Source organism: Methanobrevibacter thaueri, from assembly GCF_015062905.1.
In the GTDB taxonomy this organism is placed as follows: domain Archaea; phylum Methanobacteriota; class Methanobacteria; order Methanobacteriales; family Methanobacteriaceae; genus Methanocatella; species Methanocatella thaueri_A.
This window is the reverse complement of sequence record NZ_SUTK01000028.1, coordinates 1-21,648: the sequence shown is the minus strand read 5'-3', so window position 1 is coordinate 21,648 and position 21,648 is coordinate 1. Positions and strand designations below refer to the sequence as shown.

General features: G+C 39.8%; 20 protein-coding genes and 1 pseudogene. 5 read left to right on the top strand and 16 right to left on the bottom strand.

Annotated features, from left to right (window positions below):
- The 11 genes and pseudogenes from E7Z79_RS06585 to E7Z79_RS06535 form a co-directional block, all read right to left on the bottom strand.
- Positions 1-1,435, bottom strand: a pseudogene (locus E7Z79_RS06585) (hypothetical protein); the annotation flags it as partial.
- Between the two features lie 174 nt (positions 1,436-1,609).
- Positions 1,610-3,832, bottom strand: a complete 2,223-nt coding sequence (locus E7Z79_RS06580) for a hypothetical protein (RefSeq protein ID WP_303739172.1) — start codon at positions 3,830-3,832, stop codon at positions 1,610-1,612.
- A 701-nt stretch (positions 3,833-4,533) separates the two neighbouring features.
- Entirely contained in the window at positions 4,534-5,115 is a 582-nt protein-coding gene (locus tag E7Z79_RS06575) for a 30S ribosomal protein S3ae (RefSeq protein WP_296785783.1), read from the bottom strand.
- Between the two features lie 437 nt (positions 5,116-5,552).
- Positions 5,553-5,873 carry a NifB/NifX family molybdenum-iron cluster-binding protein gene (locus E7Z79_RS06570; RefSeq protein WP_303739171.1) on the bottom strand — a complete coding sequence of 107 codons (321 nt, stop codon included), beginning with the start codon at positions 5,871-5,873 and terminating at the stop codon, positions 5,553-5,555.
- A 32-nt stretch (positions 5,874-5,905) separates the two neighbouring features.
- Complete coding sequence (gene mtnP, locus E7Z79_RS06565) at positions 5,906-6,664, bottom strand: S-methyl-5'-thioadenosine phosphorylase (protein ID WP_303739170.1); 759 nt, start codon at positions 6,662-6,664, stop codon at positions 5,906-5,908.
- A 5-nt stretch (positions 6,665-6,669) separates the two neighbouring features.
- A complete protein-coding gene (locus tag E7Z79_RS06560) occupies positions 6,670-8,118 on the bottom strand; it encodes an RtcB family protein (RefSeq protein ID WP_303739169.1) in 1,449 nt (482 codons plus the stop codon).
- A gap of 67 nt (positions 8,119-8,185) precedes the next feature.
- The gene (locus E7Z79_RS06555; RefSeq protein ID WP_303739168.1) at positions 8,186-8,506 is read right to left on the bottom strand and encodes a hypothetical protein; all 321 of its coding nucleotides are present in this window, start codon (positions 8,504-8,506) and stop codon (positions 8,186-8,188) included.
- Between the two features lie 33 nt (positions 8,507-8,539).
- The gene (locus E7Z79_RS06550; RefSeq protein ID WP_303739167.1) at positions 8,540-8,953 is read right to left on the bottom strand and encodes an archease; all 414 of its coding nucleotides are present in this window, start codon (positions 8,951-8,953) and stop codon (positions 8,540-8,542) included.
- A gap of 377 nt (positions 8,954-9,330) precedes the next feature.
- A complete protein-coding gene (locus E7Z79_RS06545; RefSeq protein ID WP_303739166.1) occupies positions 9,331-10,440 on the bottom strand; it encodes an ORC1-type DNA replication protein in 1,110 nt (369 codons plus the stop codon).
- A gap of 23 nt (positions 10,441-10,463) precedes the next feature.
- Complete coding sequence (locus E7Z79_RS06540) at positions 10,464-11,195, bottom strand: 6-hydroxymethylpterin diphosphokinase MptE-like protein (RefSeq protein ID WP_303739164.1); 732 nt, start codon at positions 11,193-11,195, stop codon at positions 10,464-10,466.
- Between the two features lie 80 nt (positions 11,196-11,275).
- Complete coding sequence (locus E7Z79_RS06535) at positions 11,276-11,947, bottom strand: YitT family protein (RefSeq protein WP_303739163.1); 672 nt, start codon at positions 11,945-11,947, stop codon at positions 11,276-11,278.
- 189 nt (positions 11,948-12,136) lie between these two features.
- Here E7Z79_RS06535 and E7Z79_RS06530 point away from each other — a divergent pair, with 189 nt between their 5' ends.
- The 4 genes from E7Z79_RS06530 to E7Z79_RS06515 all read left to right on the top strand — a co-directional run bounded on the left by E7Z79_RS06530 (position 12,137) and on the right by E7Z79_RS06515 (position 14,957).
- Positions 12,137-13,279 carry an alanine--glyoxylate aminotransferase family protein gene (locus tag E7Z79_RS06530; protein ID WP_303739162.1) on the top strand — a complete coding sequence of 381 codons (1,143 nt, stop codon included), beginning with the start codon at positions 12,137-12,139 and terminating at the stop codon, positions 13,277-13,279.
- A gap of 412 nt (positions 13,280-13,691) precedes the next feature.
- Positions 13,692-14,114, top strand: coding sequence for a GerW family sporulation protein (locus E7Z79_RS06525; RefSeq protein WP_303739161.1), 423 nt, complete (start codon positions 13,692-13,694; stop codon positions 14,112-14,114).
- A gap of 11 nt (positions 14,115-14,125) precedes the next feature.
- Positions 14,126-14,710 (top strand): DUF2953 domain-containing protein, encoded by a 585-nt coding sequence (locus E7Z79_RS06520; protein ID WP_303739160.1) that lies wholly within the window; start codon positions 14,126-14,128, stop codon positions 14,708-14,710.
- Positions 14,700-14,957: a hypothetical protein gene (locus tag E7Z79_RS06515; RefSeq protein WP_303739159.1), complete on the top strand. Its 258-nt coding sequence runs from the start codon at positions 14,700-14,702 to the stop codon at positions 14,955-14,957. The genes E7Z79_RS06520 and E7Z79_RS06515 overlap by 11 nt, the downstream gene beginning before the upstream one ends.
- On the opposite strand, the gene E7Z79_RS06510 is transcribed toward E7Z79_RS06515, so the two are convergent.
- Positions 14,954-16,486: a thiamine pyrophosphate-binding protein gene (locus E7Z79_RS06510; protein WP_303739158.1), complete on the bottom strand. Its 1,533-nt coding sequence runs from the start codon at positions 16,484-16,486 to the stop codon at positions 14,954-14,956. The two genes, E7Z79_RS06515 and E7Z79_RS06510, sit on opposite strands and share 4 nt — an antisense overlap.
- Positions 16,483-16,941: a deoxyuridine 5'-triphosphate nucleotidohydrolase gene (locus E7Z79_RS06505; RefSeq protein ID WP_303739157.1), complete on the bottom strand. Its 459-nt coding sequence runs from the start codon at positions 16,939-16,941 to the stop codon at positions 16,483-16,485. The genes E7Z79_RS06510 and E7Z79_RS06505 overlap by 4 nt, the downstream gene beginning before the upstream one ends.
- 65 nt (positions 16,942-17,006) lie before the next feature.
- On the opposite strand from E7Z79_RS06505, the gene dmpI reads away from it, so the two are divergent.
- Complete coding sequence (dmpI, locus tag E7Z79_RS06500) at positions 17,007-17,195, top strand: 4-oxalocrotonate tautomerase DmpI (RefSeq protein ID WP_303739156.1); 189 nt, start codon at positions 17,007-17,009, stop codon at positions 17,193-17,195.
- Positions 17,196-17,282: 87 nt separating this feature from the next.
- On the opposite strand, the gene E7Z79_RS06495 is transcribed toward dmpI, so the two are convergent.
- The 3 genes from E7Z79_RS06495 to E7Z79_RS06485 all read right to left on the bottom strand — a co-directional run.
- A complete protein-coding gene (locus E7Z79_RS06495) occupies positions 17,283-18,206 on the bottom strand; it encodes a hypothetical protein (protein ID WP_303739155.1) in 924 nt (307 codons plus the stop codon).
- A 67-nt stretch (positions 18,207-18,273) separates the two neighbouring features.
- Positions 18,274-20,103: an Ig-like domain repeat protein gene (locus E7Z79_RS06490; protein WP_303739154.1), complete on the bottom strand. Its 1,830-nt coding sequence runs from the start codon at positions 20,101-20,103 to the stop codon at positions 18,274-18,276.
- A 21-nt stretch (positions 20,104-20,124) separates the two neighbouring features.
- The coding region (locus E7Z79_RS06485; protein WP_303739153.1) for a hypothetical protein at positions 20,125-21,648 on the bottom strand (1,524 nt) is incomplete at its 5' end.

Here is a 21,648-nt window from a genome sequence, read left to right as displayed (position 1 = left end):
AGCTTGAATCTTCAATTGTGATGTTTGAACCGATGATTGCCATGGTACCACCATTTGATGAGGAATCACCAGAACTGATACCCTTATTGTCGTAGAATGTGAGGTTTCTTGCAATACCGTCATTACCTGACCAGTAGATTGCACCACCGTCGTCACCTGCTTCATTATAATTGAACTCAGAATTCTCAATTTCGAAACGGTCCCCCACAATTCTCAATGCTGCACCGTCTTCATTTGCATTGTTGTAGTTTACATGGATGTTGCATGCGTAACCGTCATCACCTGCCCAGTCGATTGCACCACCGTACATTGCTCTTGAATACTCAATGGTTGCATTAATAAGGCGAGTGTTGTTTCCAATAATGTCCAATGCTCCACCAACATTATCCGCAGATTCGTCATTAACAAAACAATTATAGAATTGAACATTGGTAATGTTTACATTGTTACCTGTAAGGAACAGACCTCCACCTTCAACTTCAGCGTAACCGTCTCTAACCTCAACCAGGTCAACAGTCATGTTTGAACCGGTTATAATTATGGTTCCCCCTTTGGAGTGGGATGTACCTGCACTGATACCCCTGTTATTGTTAGCGGTTAAATTATATAATTTACCATAGTTACCTGTCCAGTATACAGCTCCACCGTCGTCACCAGCGAGGTTACTATTAAATTCAGTATTGAGAAGTTCACATGAATCACCTTCAATATATACCGCACCCGCATCAGCTTTAGATGCATTGTTGTCATCAAATGTTGCACCGTCGATAGTCCCGTTGTATCCTCTCCAGACTACCGCACCACCTATACCAGTTAATGCCTGATTTGACTTAAATGTTGAGTTTAATATTCTACCATCTACAGCTCCACGGAAGAAGTTAATCGCTCCACCGTTGGTTTCTGCCTTGTTTTTCTCAAATTTAGAATTGCTTACTGTTACGTTTGTACAGTTTCCTTCAACACTTCCCTGCAGGAATATTGCTCCACCACGAGCTGCAGCATAGTTTTCTGTGAATTCACATCCATCAATAATACCGTTGGATCCGGTCCACATGATAGCACCACCGTCACCACCAGTAGTGTTGAAACCGTATGAGCTTGATGCGTTCACAAGACCTAATGCCTGGTTGTTTGTGAATGATGCGTTTTTAATGGAACCGTGTTCACCGTACCAGAATACTGCACCACCTGACCTGTTAGCGATGTTATCATTGAATGTAGCGTTTTCCAAGGTACAGTCATGTGCTCCTTTATACCAATCTACAGCACCACCATTAACACCAGCAAAGTTATCATTAAATATAACATTTGAAATGGTTAAATTACTACAATTTCCCATGGTACTTCCTTGCATGAATATAGCCCCACCGTTAACTTTAGCCCTGTTTTCATCAAAAGTACAATCATCAATGATACCGTCGGCACCAGTCCACATAATAGCACCACCATGACCACCGGTAGTGTTGACACCAAATGAGTTTTCATAAATTACATTACCTAAAGCGGAGTTATTAGTGAAGCTAGCATTCCTAATAGTACCGTGATAACCAAACCAGAATACAGCACCACCAGACCTATTAGCAATGTTAATTGTGAAAGTTGCATTTGCTCAAGTACAATAACGCGCACCTCTATACCAATCTACAGCACCACCATTAACACCTGCAAAGTTATCATTAAATACTGAGTTGGAAACGGTAACATTTCTACAATCACCTTCAGTACTACCCTGCATGAAAATAGCACCACCATTAACAGCAGCATTATTTTCTACAAAAGTACAACCATCAATGATACCATCGGCACCAGTCCACATAACAGCACCACCATGACCTCCATAGGTCATGTTACCGAATGAATTGTTATATAATACATTACCTAATGCCTTGTTTCCTGTAAAGTTGGAGTATAATATTTCACCACCAGTACCAAACCAGAAGATTGCACCACCTGATCTGTTAGCGGTGTTGTTTACAAATACCCCATATCTAACATGCCCATTTTGAGCACCCTTATGCCAATCTATAGCACCACCATTAACACCAGCAGTATTGTTTTCAAAGTAAACATGTGAGAAGGTAGTGTTGGTACAGTTACCATGAGTACAATTTTGTAGGAATACTCCACCACCACGTTGTGATGCATAATTATCAATAAACCTACAATTATCAACAATACCATTTATACCAGACCAGATGATAGCACCACCATCACCTTTATTATTATATTCATCAGTAACTATACCACTAGCATTGTTTCCAGTAAAGTTGGAATATAATATTTTACCATCATGACCACTCCAGAATACGGCACCACCATTACTATTTGCAATATTATTAGTGAAAGTAGAATAGAATATATTACCTGAATGAGCACCTTCATTCCAATTAACAGCACCTCCATCAACACCAGCATAGTTATCTTTAAAGGTACTGTGAGTGATTGTAATATTAGTACAGTTTTCAGTAGCATTACCCTCTAAGAATATAGCACCACCATTACTTGCTGCATAGTTATTAGTAAATATACAATTATCCTTAATAGTACCATAACTACCAACCCATACTACAGCACCACCATTACCACTACCGAGTTCACTAGTGACTTCACCTGTAGCATTATTATCAATAAATGTGGAATTACTTATAGTACCATGGTGACCACTCCAATGTATTGCACCACCATTACGTCTAGCAGTATTGTTAGTGAATATGGAATCTTCAACATAACCATAAGTTGCACCGGAATACCAACTAACTGCACCACCATCAACACCAGCAGTGTTTCCAGTGAAAGTACAAAGTATAAAACCAGTATTATTATTAAGAGGGTCATATGAAGTATTAGTCAAGTAGACAGCACCACCATGAGTTGCAGCAGTGTTATCTGTAAAAGTACAATTATATGCATAACTGTCCCAACCTCTCATTACTAATGCACCACCATTACCAGGATAGGTTGTGAACATACCTTTAGCTTCATTATTTTTAAATGTAGAATTGAATATATGGAAATTCCTACTTTGCATACCAACAGCACCAGCAGAACCATTAGCAGTATTTGAAGTAAATGTACAATTAGCTATAGTACAACTTGCAATACGCATAGCACTACTACCAACAGCACCACCATTTAGACCTGCATAATTCTTCAAGAATTCAGAATTGCTGATCATGATATTGGATGCGTTTAAAAATACTGCACCTGCAGCACCAGAATTCAAATTATTTGGATTCTTGATAGCCTTGTTGCCTTCAAAGTAAGAGTTGGAAATTGTACTGCCTGCACCTGATAGACAAACAGCTCCACCATTGGCCATATTTACAGTGTTATTGATAAATTTACAATCCTCAATATGCACTGCACCGGTTCCGAATATGGCTCCACCAGGACCTTGGGTAGGATTAGCATTAATAAAGGTTATTCCTTTAAAAGTCACAGTAGACCCAGCGGTAACTTTGAATATCCTTGCTTGATTGCTTGCATCAATAATGACATTACCATTACCATTTATAGTTTTTGTTCCAGAAAGAGTTATTCCGCCAGCAAAAGCAGAATCTGAACTAGTATACGTATAATTTTTAGTCAGAGTGACATCGTCGCCACTAACATCTTCATTCAATTGGGTAAATGATTCTCCCGTAGCACTTAACAAAGTTTCATTTTCAGAAACTGATAATGAGAGACCATTGCCTTGAGTAACAACATCTGAATCAGTTGTCGTTAACTTAGTATTATTAGTGTCCTCCACATCAATATCAGCCGCCCCAATGGCCGGAATTGAAAGGATGCACAAGATTAATAATATTAATATAATCCCTTTTCTGTTCATTAATTCACCTTCACTAATATTTCATAGATTTCAATTTTCATGAAATCGTTGATAGTTTAAACTGATGTTTATTTTAGATTAAACAAATATATATAGTTTCCTTTTTAAAAAAAAATTATAAAAAAATTAAAAAATATTTAATTGTAAAAATAAAAAATTGAACATCTATAAAAATAAAATTAACAGAGTTAACTACAACAAAAATATATTACTTTATAATATGAAATATGTTAAATTAAATATACCTAAATTTTAACAAAATCCCATAAAAAAATATATTTTTAAACAAATTTTATTAAAAATAACAAAACATATACAAGAATCATATAGTTCATATATATCTAAACAATATTAAAAAATCAGAAAAATATGTAAAAAATAAATTATAAATTAATGAAAAATGTGATAAAGAAGCTCAACTGACCATTACTTGATTTTCACTTTACCTTTTAAAATATTGATAATGGATTTTGAATAAAATAATCATTACTCATAATTATTTAGTTTCAAGCAACTTCAGATTTGACAACACCCATTGAAAAATAATTACCGTTGCCTTTACCTCTATTTTGCTGATTAGCCCACATATTCACAATTTTTCAGACATGTGCAAAAATAAGAAAATCAATGTTTGTAAAAAAAATACTATATTATCTATAAAAAAAGTTCATTTAAAAAAAAAGAAAATTAGAAAAGTAATCCTATTTGATTACTTTACTTTTGATGATTTCCACTCTTTTGAGAGGGTAGATTTTTTTAGCGTTGTGGTAAATTTCAGATGCTAATTTACCGTTTACACAAACAGTCACTAACTCATCAAATGATCTTTCAGCAGCTGCTTCAACGAGTAAATCTTCGATGGTTTTTCTCATGAATCTTTGTTGGGAAGATTTAGCTCTTCTGATGGTTACTGCTAAAACTTGTAATTTTAATTTGCGGTCATCTTTGGTTTTGACTATTGCGGAAGCATCGATTCTGGAAGTTCCTCTTCTAATCATACTTCTTACATAGTCAGTAGTTGTTTTGTGACCGGTGAATTTGGTGTTTGCAACATTACCTGCAACATTGTCAATTTCAAACCTGAGTTTGATGTATTGTTTTGAGAAGTCTCCGGTCAATTCTCTCATAGTAACTTCTACTCCTCTACCAATGAGAAGTTCTGGATCTTTAGCTGGAGTTTCTCCAATTTCTTTGTCTTCAAAGTTCACTGGTGTTTTAATAGTGTACCAGGACTTTTCTTTCCATGTATCACGTACTCTACGTCTTGCTTTTGCTTTTGCCATTATATCAACCGTTTAATAATTATATATTTATATTTTGTAATATAGCGTTTCGCCATTAAAATTTAAAAATAGTCTTAAAATTAAGTATACTACTTAAATTAAACTGTAAAAATGATTTCAAATAAGTATAGATTTACAATCGTTTATTCGACTATTGTGAGCTATTCTCACGTTATTTTAAGAAAATATTTTTAATTAAGTTTTAATTTATAAAACCCGCCCATAAAGGTTATAATAACTTATTTTATTCATGATATATAAAGATTATTGATATTTCACCAATATGTGAAAAATTTTTAAAAAATAAAAATAATAAATTTTCATCAAAAAATAATAATTTTTGCGAAAGATGAAAATCTGAGCTTAAAATTTAAAATCAAGCTCTTAAATCAATATTTGTAAATGTTACAATAGACTGAAAAATGGTATACAATATATTATTTCCTCATGAATTCGACATGATCAATATATCTTTTGAGCACTTCATCGACCGGTCCCTCATCCATGACCAGTTTGATTCCCGCATCTTCAGCCTTGATTTTTGATTTGAATCCATACTGAACTGCAATCAAAACATCACAATCGCTGCAGGTTTTGATTACCTTGCCGCCCTGATGCTTTGCATCATCAGCAATTTCAATGTCCCTTCTCTCAACAAAGGCCAATTCATCATCATAATCATAGATAAAAACTGACTTTCCCCTGCCGAGGTGAAGGTCCACATTTTCACCGTCGGAAGACACTACAGCCAAACGCATCTAATTCACCACTCCACCAATTATTTTAATAATTATACTTCAGCACCATCCAATGCATGATTGCACATGCAATCTGCGCCATCATCCACATTTCTTATGAAATTGTATATCAGTTCAAGTAGCTCAGGCTCTTTTTTTGCAACCATTTCAAAAACTTCATCGATGGTCAGCTCATCCGGGGAGATTCCTGATGCGTAATTGGATACTATGCATATGGAATTGTAGCAGATTTCCCTTTCACGAGCTAAAGTAACTTCAGGAACGCCGGTCATTCCGACGAGGTCCCCTCCAAGCATCTTGAACATTCTAATCTCTGCGGGGGTCTCAAATCTAGGGCCTTCAGTGCAGACATATGTTCCGCCAAGGATGACCTCACCTGATTGCGCCAGAACATCCCTTAAGCTTGGGCAATATGCTTCGGTTACATCTATATGGACAACCTTATCCTCATAGAAGGTCTTTACCCTGTCCTGTGAGAAATCAAGAAAATCGTCGGGGATTACAAATGAGCCCGGAGGCATATCCTCATTCATTGAGCCGACAGAGTTAGTGGCTATTATTTTTGTGACACCAACGTTTTTAAGGGCATCGATATTTGCCCTGAAGTTGATCTTGTGGGGAGGTATGGAATGGCCGGAGGCATGCCTTGGTATGAATGCCACCTTCTTGCCGAACATCTCCAATAGTGACACTTCCACATCACCATAGTCAGTTTGGACTAATTTTTTGGTGCAAGAATCAGCTTTTTGGGTAATCTCATATACCCCACTTCCCCCAATTATGCCTATCAATTTAATCATCCTTTACAAACAGATAATGGTTTGACCTTTGCAACCAACTTTGCAATTCCGGTGCTGTCGGATACGCGAACCACACTGTCAACATCCTTATATGCTCCAGGTGCCTCTTCCTCAATCACATGTTTACTGGTTGCCTTGATTTTTATGCCTTTTGATGCCAAATCGTCGGTAATCTCGTCAGCATCAAAGTCCTTCTTGGCCTTTGAACGTGACAGGATTCTGCCGGCACCGTGAGCGGTTGACCCGAAAGTCTCCTCCATTGCGGTTTCGGTTCCGCACAATACATATGAAGCGGTTCCCATTGTACCCGGTATCAGTACAGGCTGGCCGACTTCCCTGTATTTTTCAGGGACCTCTTCCCTTCCAGGACCGAATGCTCTTGTTGCGCCTTTTCTGTGAACGAGAAGTTCCTCTTCACGTTTATAGACCTTATGGGTTTCCATTTTGGCGATGTTGTGAGCCACATCATAGACAATGCTCATTTCCATGTCTTCAGCTGACCTTCCAAGAACTTCCTCAAAGGTTTCCCTTACCCAATGGGTCATCATCTGACGGTTTGCCCATGCGTAATTGGCTGCTGCAGCCATTGCCTGAATGTAATTCTGCGCTTCTTTTGAATCAAGAGGTGCACAGGCCAATTGTCTGTCATTGATGTTGATTTTGTACTTTTTGTAGGCCTTGTCCATAATCCTCAGATAATCTGAACATATCTGATGTCCGCAGCCTCTTGAGCCTGTGTGAATCATGACAACAATCATTCCTTCCTTAAGGCCGTAGACTTCGGCAACCTTCTCGTCATAGATTTCATCGACGATTTGAACTTCAAGGAAGTGGTTTCCTGAACCGAGAGATCCCAATTGTGGGATTCCTCTTTTTTTGGCCTTGTCTGAGACTATGCTTGAATCGGCATCGATCATTCTGCCGTTCTCTTCAAGGACTTCCAAATCCTCATCCCATCCGTAGCCGTTTTTGACAGCCCATTCTGCTCCATAGTCAAGAACATCATTGATTTCATTTTCCTTGAGCCTGATTTTGCCTTTGCTTCCCACACCTGAAGGTATGTTTTCGAAAAGCTTTTCTGTCAGCTCATCAAGCTTGTCCTCAATGTCGGCTATGCCCAGATTGGACCTGATCATTCTGACACCGCAGTTGATGTCAAAGCCCACACCACCAGGGGATACGATACCGTTTCTCAGGTTGAATGCAGCCACTCCACCGATAGGAAATCCGTATCCGAAGTGAATGTCCGGCAAACCGATTGAGTACATTTGGACACCCGGAAGGCAGGCCACATTGACAATCTGCTCGACAGCCCCTTCCTCCAAATCGTCAATATATTCATCCGCTATGTAAAATCTTCCGGAGGCCCTCATTGATTTGTTATAGGAGCCCGGAATCTCATAAACATTATCCCTAACTTTTTTAATTTCATCTTTAATGCTCATAGTATCACAAAAATATTATGTTTTAATATATATCTATGGTGTTTAAATAAGGTTTTGGTGAATGGAATCATTTTCGAAACAATGCTGAAACACCTGCAACAAGCAGGAATACCGCACTTATCACATTGATGTAGTCAGACCCTACGATAACGAACATTGTGGCTATTATGAATCCTATTCCGGCCATGTTTGGGTTCTTATTGACGTAATATGTTGAAGCCAAACCTAAAATTGAAGCCAAAATCGCAATGATGCCCAGAAATGGAGCGTGCGCCGGTCCGACACTTCCCAAAAATATCAGAAATGATCCTGAAAATATCCCTATTACGGAACCGATAATTCCCATAATCATTTCAAAATTTCTTGATATGATTTTGATTTTTTTCATGATAGTAACTATGTTTTGAATATTATTTAAAAGTTACAAGTCCACAATGGCCTGAACCTCGACATGATCTGTTTTTCTGACAGCCATCTTATGGAAGGTTATGGCCTTTATTTCGGTTTTCCTTTCATGCCTGTCCCAGTTGATTTCTTCACCTTTGATTCTGGCCCTGAGATGGAAGTTTTCATCGATTTCGACCTGGAACTCGCTGAAGAGCATGAATTCAGTTTCATGATAGAACAAAAGTTCCTCCAAATAGTCATATAAAAGAGATACGTCATCCTCTGATGCCACTTCAAATTCTATCTCATTTGAAGGGTCAATGTTTGAAGTGTCTGATATTATATTAAAAATGGCCAAACCTGCATTTTCAAAGGCCTCATTCATGTCCTTTCCATATGCTTTAAGGCCAATGTCGGCCGTTGCTTCAAAATATTCAAATTTTTTCATAACGATTCCACCAAAATGTAAAAAATATATTTCTTTTCAAATGCTCTCACTCTTTGCTTATATATGTACTTCTTACAATTTTAAATTAGTGATTAAAATGTTTGGAAATAAAGACACCACACTTCAAGTAGATTTAAGAAAAAAGAGTTCAGTGAAAGACGAAATCATATATAGCAATTTAGACATTCAATCTTGCATGGTAGTTCTTGTAGTTATAGCAGGACTACTTTTATCTGTTATTTCAGTTGTAGCAGCTCAAGCTCCAATTATTTAAATTGGACATTCGATGCCAAACCCTTTTAGTTGCACATTAGACTACTGCTGCCATGCAAGCACTCTAATGTTTACAAAAACTAATTTCCACAAATACAGGAAAACTATATGACGTAGTCATCGGGGTTAAAACGCAGTATAATTTCCCTAGAGTTTCCCCTAACCCCTTTTCCTGTATATTTGGTATCGATCAATCTTACGAATTCCAGCTTATCGATTGCACGGTTAAATGATGCATAGCTAGATCCTGTTTTTTCCTTATACTTTTCAGCCAATTCACCAGCAGAATACATTCCTTCATTGTCTGCAATCATTTTTAAAATATCCTTTTCAGTATCGTTCAAACCCTTTAATGTTTCAGAGACATTGACGGACACCAGAGATTCTATTGCCCTGTCAAAATGTTCCTGTGTGATTTCGCGGCTTGCATCGGCTTCGGCAATGTTTCCGCATGATTTCAGAAGGTTGATTCCAACCCTCAAGTCGCCATTCTCAAAGGTGTACATTGCAGCCTGCTCAAGTATGTTATCCGGAAGGACATTCGGGAAAAATCCGGCCTTTACACGGTCCCTCAATATATCCTCTATTTCGGAATATGTATATAACGGGAATACTATTTCCTGAGGAATGAACACGGTATTGACATTCTTGTCGAAGGAATACTTGAATTCAAGATCAGACATTATTGCAAAAATAGAAGTCCTCACTCCAGGATATTCCTCATATGCCCTAAGCAAATCATAAAATACCTTGTTTGCATTTTTTGATTGAATCAGGTAGTTGACATCATCCAGTGCAACAACCAGTGACTTTCCATCCTTCTGAAGGCTCTTCATGATTTTGTCATAGACTCTTGAAAATGGAATTCCTGTTTCGGGAGGAATGTGGCCAAATATCTTTTTATGGATTTGGGAAAATATTCCGAATCGTGTAGTGTGCAATTGGCAGTTGATATAGACGCATACCACCTTTTCAGTGTTCTTTTCAACAAGCTCATAGACTTTCCTCATTGATGTGGTCTTTCCTGTTGCAGGTGAGCCTAAGATAACTGCATTTGAAGGTTTGCCCCCTCTCATGGCAGGTCTTATCGCTATAGCCATTGCTTCCATTTGTGTGTCCCTGTAATTGAAGTTTTGAGGGACATAATCCGGATCAAAAGCATTTATGTCTTGAAAAAGACTTTCATCAGCCATCAAAATATCTTCTATTCCCATGTTATCATATTATATTTTTAGTATTATAAAAGATTTTCATCACACAAATTGGTCATCTTGACATTTTCATTGTCCATTATCCACTGGGTGAACTTCTCGGCATATGCCAGTTTCTTCCTTTTGAATTCATCGGCCTTGGCAGTGTCTGTTTCGATGTTTGGCCTTGAATATCTGGTCACCACATCGCCAAAGTCCATTCCTGCCAATATGATTTCCTCAGCATTCAATGCAACCGCCAGAAACATTGCCCTGTCACCGTCAGTGAATCCTCCGAAGTTGTAGAGGTTTCCGATAGGCTGTGCCTGGGTGGTTCCAAGAACGCTTGTGAAAAATGGTGTCAGGCTTGCAATCTTTTCGATGTTGTCTCCGTGGGCGTGGATTGCAACGTTTGCCCCTCTGAAATTGGCCAGAAGAATGTCATCAAGATTTCCGTCCAGGTCTGTTGCAACTATATCAGGCGCAATCTTCTGCTCAATAAGAGCGGTTGTGGCGCCGTCGGCCGCTACCAGGACATAATCCTTCAAGTCATAGTTTTCCTTCAGGAATTTCACATGCTCCCCTAAGGAAGGGCCTGCACCGAAGACTATGAACTTGTCTGAAAAGTCAACAAATCCCTTCAGGTCCTCTAGGGTAAGGCATCCCTCGGTTGACAGTATTTCATCCAGCAGTTTTGCGGATTCCTCATCGTTTTCACGTGAAAACCCAAAATCGTCAAGAATTTCAGTATAATATTTTTCCCAAAGTCCAAATTCCATGTTTAAACCTCACTATAATATATATTAAGATTTTAGTTTGTTAAATAATTTGTCTAAAAACAGAATTGGAAAAACACATATCATTCATGGACAACATTCACTGACTTTCCGGTAATGTGCGCATAGAGATTATTAATCTGCCTCAATGTGAAGCCGACCATAAATGCTGAAATTATTGTTCCGATGTTTACCGCTCCAAAAGGGCTTGTATACCACAGAGCGCACATCACAAGCGCTATTGAAACCATTGTCACATCAAAGCATATCTTAACGGTTGAAAACCTCCAGCCGGTAACGATGGCGATTGCCTCAACGCAACCTTCGCCCGGAAGCGGAGCTATGTTGGCGGGCATGTAGACGAATATGCCAAAAGCGATTAAAAAGATGCTTACAATCAAATACACTGCCATCATCAGGACTGACCCGTCAAATGGAATCTGTGAAACGACTGAAAGGGACAGGGTGTTGAAGTATCCGAATACGATACAGTTTATGAGCTGAAGCAGTCTCTTTTTGTGAAATCTTGAGCGAAGAATCAGGAACTGGACAAGTATCAGTGCCGCATTGAAGACGAATGTGGTTATTCCGATGTCAATATTCGTAATCAGCACCAAAGCGTATGCAATGGAGCTTATCGGTGTTGTTCCAAGTGTCGATACGATGGAAAATGAAACTCCGAATGCCATTATGAATAGCCCCAATGTAAAGGATAATGCCCTCCTTGCCGTCAGCTCTTGTCCGTTCAATTGCATAGTATATTATATATCCGAAATTATATTTAAACACATGCCGAAAATCGATATATGAATTTAAACATAACACAGAAATGAATATGAAAAGATTGTGAAAACTGAATAATCATCATATCAAAAATATTTAATAAGTATAAGAACTAAAGATATAAATTAGCTTTATGAAAGCTACTTATGGAGGAAATTTTAATGAATGATATCTTATTAATGCTTCCTGGACCTACAACAGTGCACCCTAGAGTACTCAATGCAATGTCTAAGGCTGTTGTAAACCACAGAGGAGCAAAATATGGAGAAATTTTAAGCGAAACCACTGAATTAATGAGTAAAGTTTTCCAAACCCCAAATAAATCTTATCTATTAACCGGATCTGGAACTGCAGCAATGGAAGCAGGTGTTGCAAATACAGTAGCTCCTGGAGAAAAAATACTGAATGTCGTCGGTGGAAAATTCGGTGAACGTCTCATGAAAATCTCACAGACTCACGGAATTGAAACTAAAGAACTTGAAGTTGAATGGGGAACCGCTGTAGACCCTAAACTTATTGCTGAAGCTCTTGACGAAGACGAAGACATCAAGGCAGTAACTGTAGTCCACAACGAAACCTCAACCGGTGTGGCTGCACCAATCGAAGAAATCGGTAAGGTCATGAAAAACTATGACACTTTATACATCGTTGATACCGTGTCCTCCCTTGCAGGAGACGAAGTGAATGTTGAAAAGTTCGGAATCGACGTCTGTTTCACAGGATCACAAAAATGTTTGGCTGCACCGCCCGGCATGGCTGCAATCACATTAAGTGACGACGCATGGGCTGCAGTTGACAAAGTCGAAACCAATACTTTCTATCTGGACTTAAAAGCTGCACGTAAAAGCGGAGACAAAGCCGTTCCTGAAACCCCATACACACCATCAGTTTCACTTACCTATGCAATGAATGAAGCATTGAAAATGGTTATGGAAGAAGGACTTGATGCAAGAATTGCACGTCACCACAAAGCTGCTAAAGCAAGCGTAGCTGCTGTTAAAGCATTAGGATTAGAATTATTCGCTGATGAAGCTGTTTCATCCGCTACAGTAACAGCAGTCAAAATGCCTGAAGGAATTACTGATGCTGACTTCAGAGGAACAACCCGTGACAAATACGGTGTTGAACTTGCTGGTGGACAAGACCACTTGAAAGGAAACATCTTCAGAATCGGACACATGGGTAACGTCTCATACAAGGAATTGACCCAAACCTTTGCGGCAATCGGAATGACCCTGAAAGGTTTAGGCGTAACTGACGATGCTGGCGCTGGTGTCGCATCAATTGCAGAATCATACTTATGATTCTTCTTTTTCTTTTTTTTATCTAGACTTTTGTAATATATTTTTTACATAGTATAAGTTATAAGTCTCATGAGCCATGGCCGTGATAAGTTATAAGTAATATATTTTTTACATAAGAATTTTTCTAATAAGTTATAAGTTAAAAGTTACACTTGAAATGCATGTTTGAATCTTGTGTATTAGAACTTATAAGTTAAAAGTTACACTTGAAATGGATGTGTATATCCTGTGTGTTAGAAATTATAACTGAAAACTTACACTTGAAATTCACCTCATGAAAAATAGGTTATAACTAAAAACTTACACTTGAAACTTATGTCTTATAAGTAAAAAAAGTATTACCTGACATCAAAACTAAAGATATTTAAAAAACAAAAACAAAATGTATTAACAACAATAGGATGTGAAAACTATGTCAAATAATATTAAGATAACAGTTGAAGAATTACGCAAATTGGTCAATGTCGACAATGTGATTGGTGAACCAATAGAAACCGAAGATAAAATTCTAATTCCAGTGGTAAGAATGGGAGCAGGATTTGGAGCCGGAGAAACCATAAATGGAAGCGAAAAGAATGGCAATGCAGCAGGAGGAGGTGTCGGAGTTGAACCGATTTCCATGGTAGTGCTGCCTAAGAAAGGAAGCGATTCAGAAGGAATTCGCGTGCTCAATCTAACCAAAGGATCAGAAGCCAACAAAGCAATATCCGACATTGGATTAATCATAACTGACCTTGTAAAGAACTATCTGGATTCACAAAGTCAAGATGAATACTTTGACGAATCCGAATACATAGAACCTGAATTCAGCACAACCGAAGAAACAGAAGAATAACAGGCCTTTACATGTTAAACATCCTTTTGATGATTATTCTCATAATCATCCTATTCATTATTTTTTTACTCCTGCTTGGAATCAGGATATCATTTGAATACACCAAGAAAGGCAGCGAAATTAAAGGATGTTTGAAAATACTTATTTTTAAGAAAATCAAAATATACACCCGCCATTTCCCGTCAAAGGACGATGACAAAAACGAAGAGGAAGAAGAGGAAGAAAAAAAGCAGAGGGACATGAAAAAGCTGTTCAATCTTGCAAAGCCTTGCTTTGATGACCTGAAAACCTATTTGAAATCCGTCCTGAACATCATCAAAATCAAGCAGCTTAAAAACCATCTCATTTTTGGTATGAGCAGCTATGCCGATACCGGAAAATACATAGGAATCATCTGGGCAGTCCTTGCAGAAGTCAACCCGATGCATGAGAATCTTAAATTGAGCGCAGAGCCGTCATTCAACGGAAGTGTCATTGACGGATACGGCATCAATGAAGTTGAAATCTATCCCCTAAAGCTCATAGTCCCAACAGTCAGACTAATTTCAAAAAAAGAAGTTAGGACATTAATAAGAGGTGTTCTTGATGAGCGATAATATCCTTAAGGACATTGAAAACCTTCTGGAACTGAAATACGATACCGCCTATGATTTCAAGGAGATTTATGGGCTTACATTTGCCTTTAAAATTATAGTCATCAGGTTCAGGGGCAGAATATCCTCAGCCGAGATTTCACCTGTCGGAATAATTTATGAAGAAAATGGCGAATATTACCTAGCACCCCTAGATGAAGCCGTCAACATTCATGAGATTGTTAAGGAATTTGTGAAAAAATGCATCTAGGGAGGAAGGGGAATGTCCTCACTTTCCACAATGACCTCAACAACAAGGGGTCCGATAAGATCCTTATCCAATATCAGCTCCAGATCATCAATATTATCAACCCTTACGCCATCGATGCCATAGCTTGAAGCCAGCTTAACGAAATCGGGATTTTCCAAATGAATCTGGTATGGTTCCATATCATAAAAGGATTCCTGCCATTGCCTTATGATTCCAAACTCGGAATTGTTCAGGATGAATACTATAACATCAAGGTCCTGCTGCTTAAGTGTTGCAAGCTCCTGGAGGTTCATCTGAAAGTCCCCGTCACCGTTGATGACAATCACCTTTTCTCCAGTCGCTATTGAAGCGCCTATAGCTGCTGGAAGGCCGTAGCCCATCGGAGCCATTGCACCTGAAAAGAGCAGTTGCCTTGGCTTCTGGGATTTCTTCAAAAGGGTTGTCCATGTGGTGTGTGATCCTGCATCGGAAGCTATGATATTGTCCGGAAACCTTTCCAGTATCCTTTTAATGGCAGCCTGTGGCTTCAAATCATCGTCAAGGCCTTCGATATGATATGAACCGTCAATTTCTGAAAGCTCATCCATCCAGTCGGCAGGCTTGAATTTTGCCTGGGCAATGAAATCGCTTACCTTTCCATGAATCGGATAATCGCCAACCAGAACATCCTTGTTGATGTTTACGTGAATGAAATTGTCCGGAATTTCAGGCAGGGTCCTTTCGCTTGCCTTGATGCCCAATCCCATTATGCAGTCTGAGTTTTCAAATGCATATTTTGCCCTTTCTGTATCGCGTATTCCGCAAAGTCCCAGGTTCAGCGGATTGTCGTCGGGAACTGCACCCTTGCCGTGAAATGTGGTTGTGACAGGGATTTGATATTCATTTGCAATCCTTTCAATGTTTTGAGCTTCGCTTATCGCCCCTGCACCCAATATGAAAAGCGGCCTTTCGGCATTGTCAATCCGCTCCTGTGCCCTGGCCATGTTGGACATGTCATCCTCACAGAGATAACAAAGGTCAAAGTCATCAAATTCCTCCTGCAGGAGAACATCCTTCGGCAGGTTGATGTGAATAGGACCTTTAGGGAAGTTCTTAAGCTCATAGATGGAAGCCCTGAGCATGTACATAGCTTCGGTTCCGTTCAATGGATTGTATGATGCCCGTGTGATGTGCCTGAACATTTCAAGCTGAGGTGTTGTTTGGAAATGGTCACTTCCACGATATTTAAGCTCATTGTCACCGGTCAGCAACAGCAGCGGCACATTGTCCTTGAAGGCTGTTGCCAAAGGCATTGCGGTGTTGAGGGCTCCCGGTGAAGCGGTTGTGATGCACACCCCAATCTTTCCTGTTGACCTTGAATATCCGTCTGCGGCTGTGGCAGCACCCTGCTCATGTTTTGTAAGGATATGATTGATGCCGCTTTTGGACATTGCCTCATAAAGTGGCATTATCTGCTCGCCAGGAATTCCGAAAACATCGATAATGTCTTCCTCGATTAATATCTCAACCATTTTGGCAGCGACGTTCACTCTTCGGCCTCCTGATATGATCCGTTGTACTCTCCTGAACCTTCAACAGGGAATACCACCGCCTGAGCAATCCTGTCGCCTGACTTGATTTTGTATTCGAATTCGCCGTGATTGTATATCATGAACATCAGTGTTCCGTAAAAGCCAGGGTCTCCCACGGCAGTCTGCACGGAAACGAATGATCTCAGGAGCGTTGAGCGTGGCAGATAAAGCATCGTATATCCTTTGGGGATTTTCACTTTCCTTTTGATGCTTGCAAGGTATGCAGTATGAGGCTTTAATGTGTAGATTTCGCCTTCAAGCTCTTCGATTTCGGGCAATACCTTTTCATTGTCAATGAGTGAGCCTGCACTTTTCTGCACGTAAATCTTATCCAGTTCCAAGTCAATTCCGGAGGGCTGGACCAAATCAGCAAAGTCCGGAAACAGTTTTATGAGTTCTTCTTCACCGAGCATAATATCAAATCCTTATTCAATAAGATATTTATTTTAAATTATTAATATATTAGATTGGTGATATAATGCCTGTAATTCAAATTGCTGGAAACAATGGAATAAGTATCGAGAAAAAACGAGAAATGGTTGAAAAAGTATCTGAAATAGTGGCTGACGCATATGGCTTGCCTATTGAAACAATAACCGTGCTGGTGAGCGGATTCAATCCTGATGACATCGGTGCCGGCGGCAAACTTTTAAGCGACAGGGAATGAATTTTATAAGGGGAGTCGGAAATCTCCCCCATTAAAGTTCAAACCAAAAAAGAACTTTCGTATTTGATTAACAAATACAATGATTATTTATTTATTTTGTTTAATATAATGATTTTGATTTTTTGCAATCAGCCCCTTCTTTTCAAGCTCATCGAGGTTTCTTTGGATTTTCTGTGTGAAATTGCCTGAGCGGAACCTTACGAGTGACTTTTCAATATCCTCTACTGTTGAGTCGTCAACCGCATCATATACGCTTTTCTGAAATGGGGCCAGACTGAAAATGATGTCGTTCAACGGGTTTTGGGTGCTTTTGAAGTCCCACACGTCGTCCTGGGCCTTTGTGTTGAACCTCTCCTCCAGTTCCGGAACACTGTTTTTCAAATCATCAAGATATGGGTGTTGTGCAAGGCCCAGCTTGTGCTTTGTTATTCTGTTTAAAAATTCCCTGTGGACCTCGTCCAAATCGATGCTGTTTTTGTCCTTAAACGAAGCCAGAACATACGCCTTATCGTCAATTACCTCCACCACCCTGTAGTCATCCGTATCTTCACAGTATTGTATCTGTGAAAAGCTGTTGACATTCCACTGGTTGTCCAGAAGGTGGTTTCTGACGAATTCTGCATCCTCAATCCTGTCATAATATCCGAAGACATAGTCATCGCCTGCAATCCTCTTCTTGATTACGAATGTGTCAAAGACCCTTGTGATGTTGAGGCCGTATCTGGAGCCGTTGGGATTTCTCCTTTTCCTTTTGACCAGCTCATCGATTGTCTTTTGCGATGGCTTTTCATTGCATTTTGCCAGAATGTGAATCTTTTCATCAAGGACTCCCAAAACAAGATACTGTCCGTTTACCTCATATGTCTGATTAATCAAATCGGGATTCCAGTCATTTTCAGCAAGCAAGTCCCTTATGAAGGTTGCATCATCAATATTCTGGAATTTTCCATAGCTTCTTGAGCTTTTGACTACATTATATGAGCTTTTGTTCTTTCGGATATATTTGGTCATTGATGATAGTTTGTCTTTGAAAATAAATAAACTTTAATAAAAAAAAGGAAAATAAGGAAATTAATCCCTATTTTTTAACTTTAACTTTGTATTTTACGGTATCCTTAAGGTAGATTGCCTGATAGGTCACTTTCTTGCCTTTTTTGAGCTTTTTGAGGACATTCTTCTTGATGGTGAATTTGGCCACACCTTTGCTGTTTGTTTTGGCCTTGTATTTTTTGCCCTTGAACTTGAGGATTATCCTTTTGCCCTTAAGGTATTTTCCGTTGACCTTGACCAGGGTTGCCTTTATCACAAGCTTTTTGGCGGATCTTTTAATCTTTACCTTCTTAAGCTTTAGAACATGCTTAACTGTAAGCTTTTTGGTTATGGTCTTTCCCAAAGCCTGAGCTGTGATTTTGTAGCTTCCCGGCTTTTGCACAATCTTATATCTTGCAACGCCGTTGGAATCTGTTTTTACGGTTGCAACCTTCTTGCCGTTGACCTTAAATAGCACTTCAACGTTTTTGGCCAAAGCACCTCCCCTAGCATAGACTGTGACTGAGTATCTGTTTCCTGATGAATAGATGACTGATGCATCGCCTGCAGCAATTCTTGCCGGAATGTATTTCGCTACGGTGACATTGCTTTCGATTGCTGTGGCAGAGTAATTGTCGCATCCGCCGTATTGCACAAGAATCGTATGGCTGCCGCCTGCAAGGTTTTCAATTGTCAGATTAGCCTTTCCGTCATTGATTTTACAATAATAGCTCCTGCCTTCAACCTTAACAATCAAAGCCCCTGAAGCATCCTTCGGAAGGCTGAAAGTGAATGTTGCACTTTTTTCATCCCCTGAGACAGAAACTGAAATTGTCGGAGCAGGGTTTGGAACTGAAAGGTATATTCCCCCTTGGCTGAAGTTGCCGTACTTCTCATCCTCATAAATGATTTTGAGGTCATATCTGCCGGATTTCAGGTCGGACAGTGAAACTGAAACCACCGGCCCTGAAACGTTCTCCTGAAGAACAAGTGTAGAGTATTGGCCTGAGACATCATCATATGCATAAACGGATACGTTTCCTTTAGCGTCTGATGGAATATTAAATGAGATTGCATTGTCCTCATCAGTTATTGTGGAAGGATATGTTAAATTGCCCGGCTTTACATGTATCCTTCCGTCCGGAAGATTGATGTTGTAGTCTGCACCGTTGTACATAAGTGTGAAATCATAATCACCGAACTCTGACAGGGCGAATGTCTTGTTTATGATGCCGTTACTGTGAATCAGTTCCATGGTTTCACCTTTCAGATTCATGATTACTCCGCCCTGAGCGTTTTCAGGAATCCTGAGATAAATCCAGGTATCCTCACCGACATTGACATTGATCGGATAGAGTACCCTTATGTCCACATGGAAAATGTCCCTATCGTATGGATTTACCGCATAATCACCTGCAGAATAATAGGCATTGAGCTTATGGACTCCCGGAGCGATTCCTCCAAGGGAAACGGATGCCTTTCCATCCTGCAGTCTGACGCTTTGATAAACATTATCATCCAACTTGACAATAAGGTTGCCCTCGCCTCCCGGAAGGGCTAAAGTTATTGATTCATCATCCCCATAATAAATATAATTCTGCTGAGGTCCAAAAATGGCATATCCTTCAACAGTGAATGTGCAGCTGTCTGTTTTTGGAGGATAAGTTGAATCCCCCTCGTATCTTGCTGTGACATTATAATTTCCGCACTCCAAGTCTGTTAAGGTCATTTGGGCGCTTCCGTCTTTAAGTTCAAGTGTGTAATTCCTATCCCCCATACTGATTATCACATTTCCTGTTGCATTCTTAGGGGCATTTACAGTAACAGTAACGGGTTCACCGTACGCATAGGTCTTATCTGCGAAATCATTGACATGCACCAGAGGATAGTCAACATTTACTCAGCCGCTTTTGGATGCGTCAGGATAGTTTCCCATGTATCTGACCTCAACGTCATGTTCTGCAATGGAAAGACTATCAGGCAGCTTCAAGAGCATGATGTAGTCTGTTATGATTTTTGTATCGCATTCCTCGCCGTCGACAAGAAGAGTCAGCATTCCTGTGGCATCGCTTGCAAGCCTGACTACGATATTATTGTGTTCCAAATTGATGTTTTCCCCAATATCACAGCTGAAATAGCCTACATCAAATGTTCCTGATTTTGCCTGGGCAGAATAATAGCAGTCGTTTTGAAATTCCACCCTCCATTGATGGGTGCCTATGTCCAGTGCCCCGGTATTGTGGAATATCCATGTGTTCATGCTTTTTGCCGCCTCAACATTGTCAATGTAAAGGACAAAATATCCGTCAAAGGGCTCCGCTTCATAGGCTCCATATCCTGACGGAATTCCAATGTCAACATAGAGGTCCCTTCCCTTCAATGCATCTGAAGCGGTGATGTTCATTTCAAATTCGGGAGAATTCATCCTTGTTCCCACATAATACTCCCTTTCATATGTCATGTCTCCAAGGTAGTATCTGACGGTAACGCGGGTGTCTGAATTAGGTGTTGCCAGATCAATGGTCATGGTTCCCTTTGCGGTCGGATAGTTCTTTACCTCATTGTTGAAGCTGTTTCTGACGTAGAGGTGTCCGGTTATTGTTTCAGGCATTACAACCTCAACCTGGAATGTGCTTTTTCCCTTATGGGCAAAGACAGGAATGGTGATTTTAGGAACCACTGAAAAGTCAAGAATCAAGTCCGCAACCTTATCGTCATAATAATCGCTGCTGACATATTCCGCAATAAGATGATGATTTCCGCAGTTCAAATCCCTGAGTGAAATGACAGCCCGGCCGTTCTCCAGCCTTGCTGACCTGAAAAAGGAATTGTCCTGTGATCTGACCGCAAGATTGCCGTAGGCATCTTCCGGAAGTGTAAGTGAGACATCTCCCACTTCCCCATAAATCTGTGTAGAAGATGTGAATCCTATGATTTTGGATATGGCGTTGAATGAATCATTTGTTGTCTTTTCCGGAAGCTTGCATCCTGGAGATGGAATGAAATGCAGTCTAACCTCGTTTCTTCCCAAAAGAAGCCTTTCTCCAGGAATGGTGATGCGCCAGTAGTAGGCCTCAGGAGGGATTTCATAGTCGACGCCGTTGTGGGTGACAATCAATGTGCCCTTGGCGTCAAAGGGAAGGCTCATCCCGATGCTGTAATCCTGGCCCAGGACGGCATCGCCGTAGCTGTCGCTTAGGGAAAGGTCATAGTCATTTACCTCAAAAGTGAAGTTCAATACCTTATCGGCATAGTTTCCGCTGCTGTCAACATACTTTACAAAGAGAAAATGGGTTCTGAAGTCCTTAACGTAGTTTTCGCTTTGAAACATGGCGCTGACCGGACCTGAAACCGTGTATCCGTATGAGTATTCAGACATTTCATCTATATAGACGTATAATGTTCCCTGGGCATCCTGATTGGA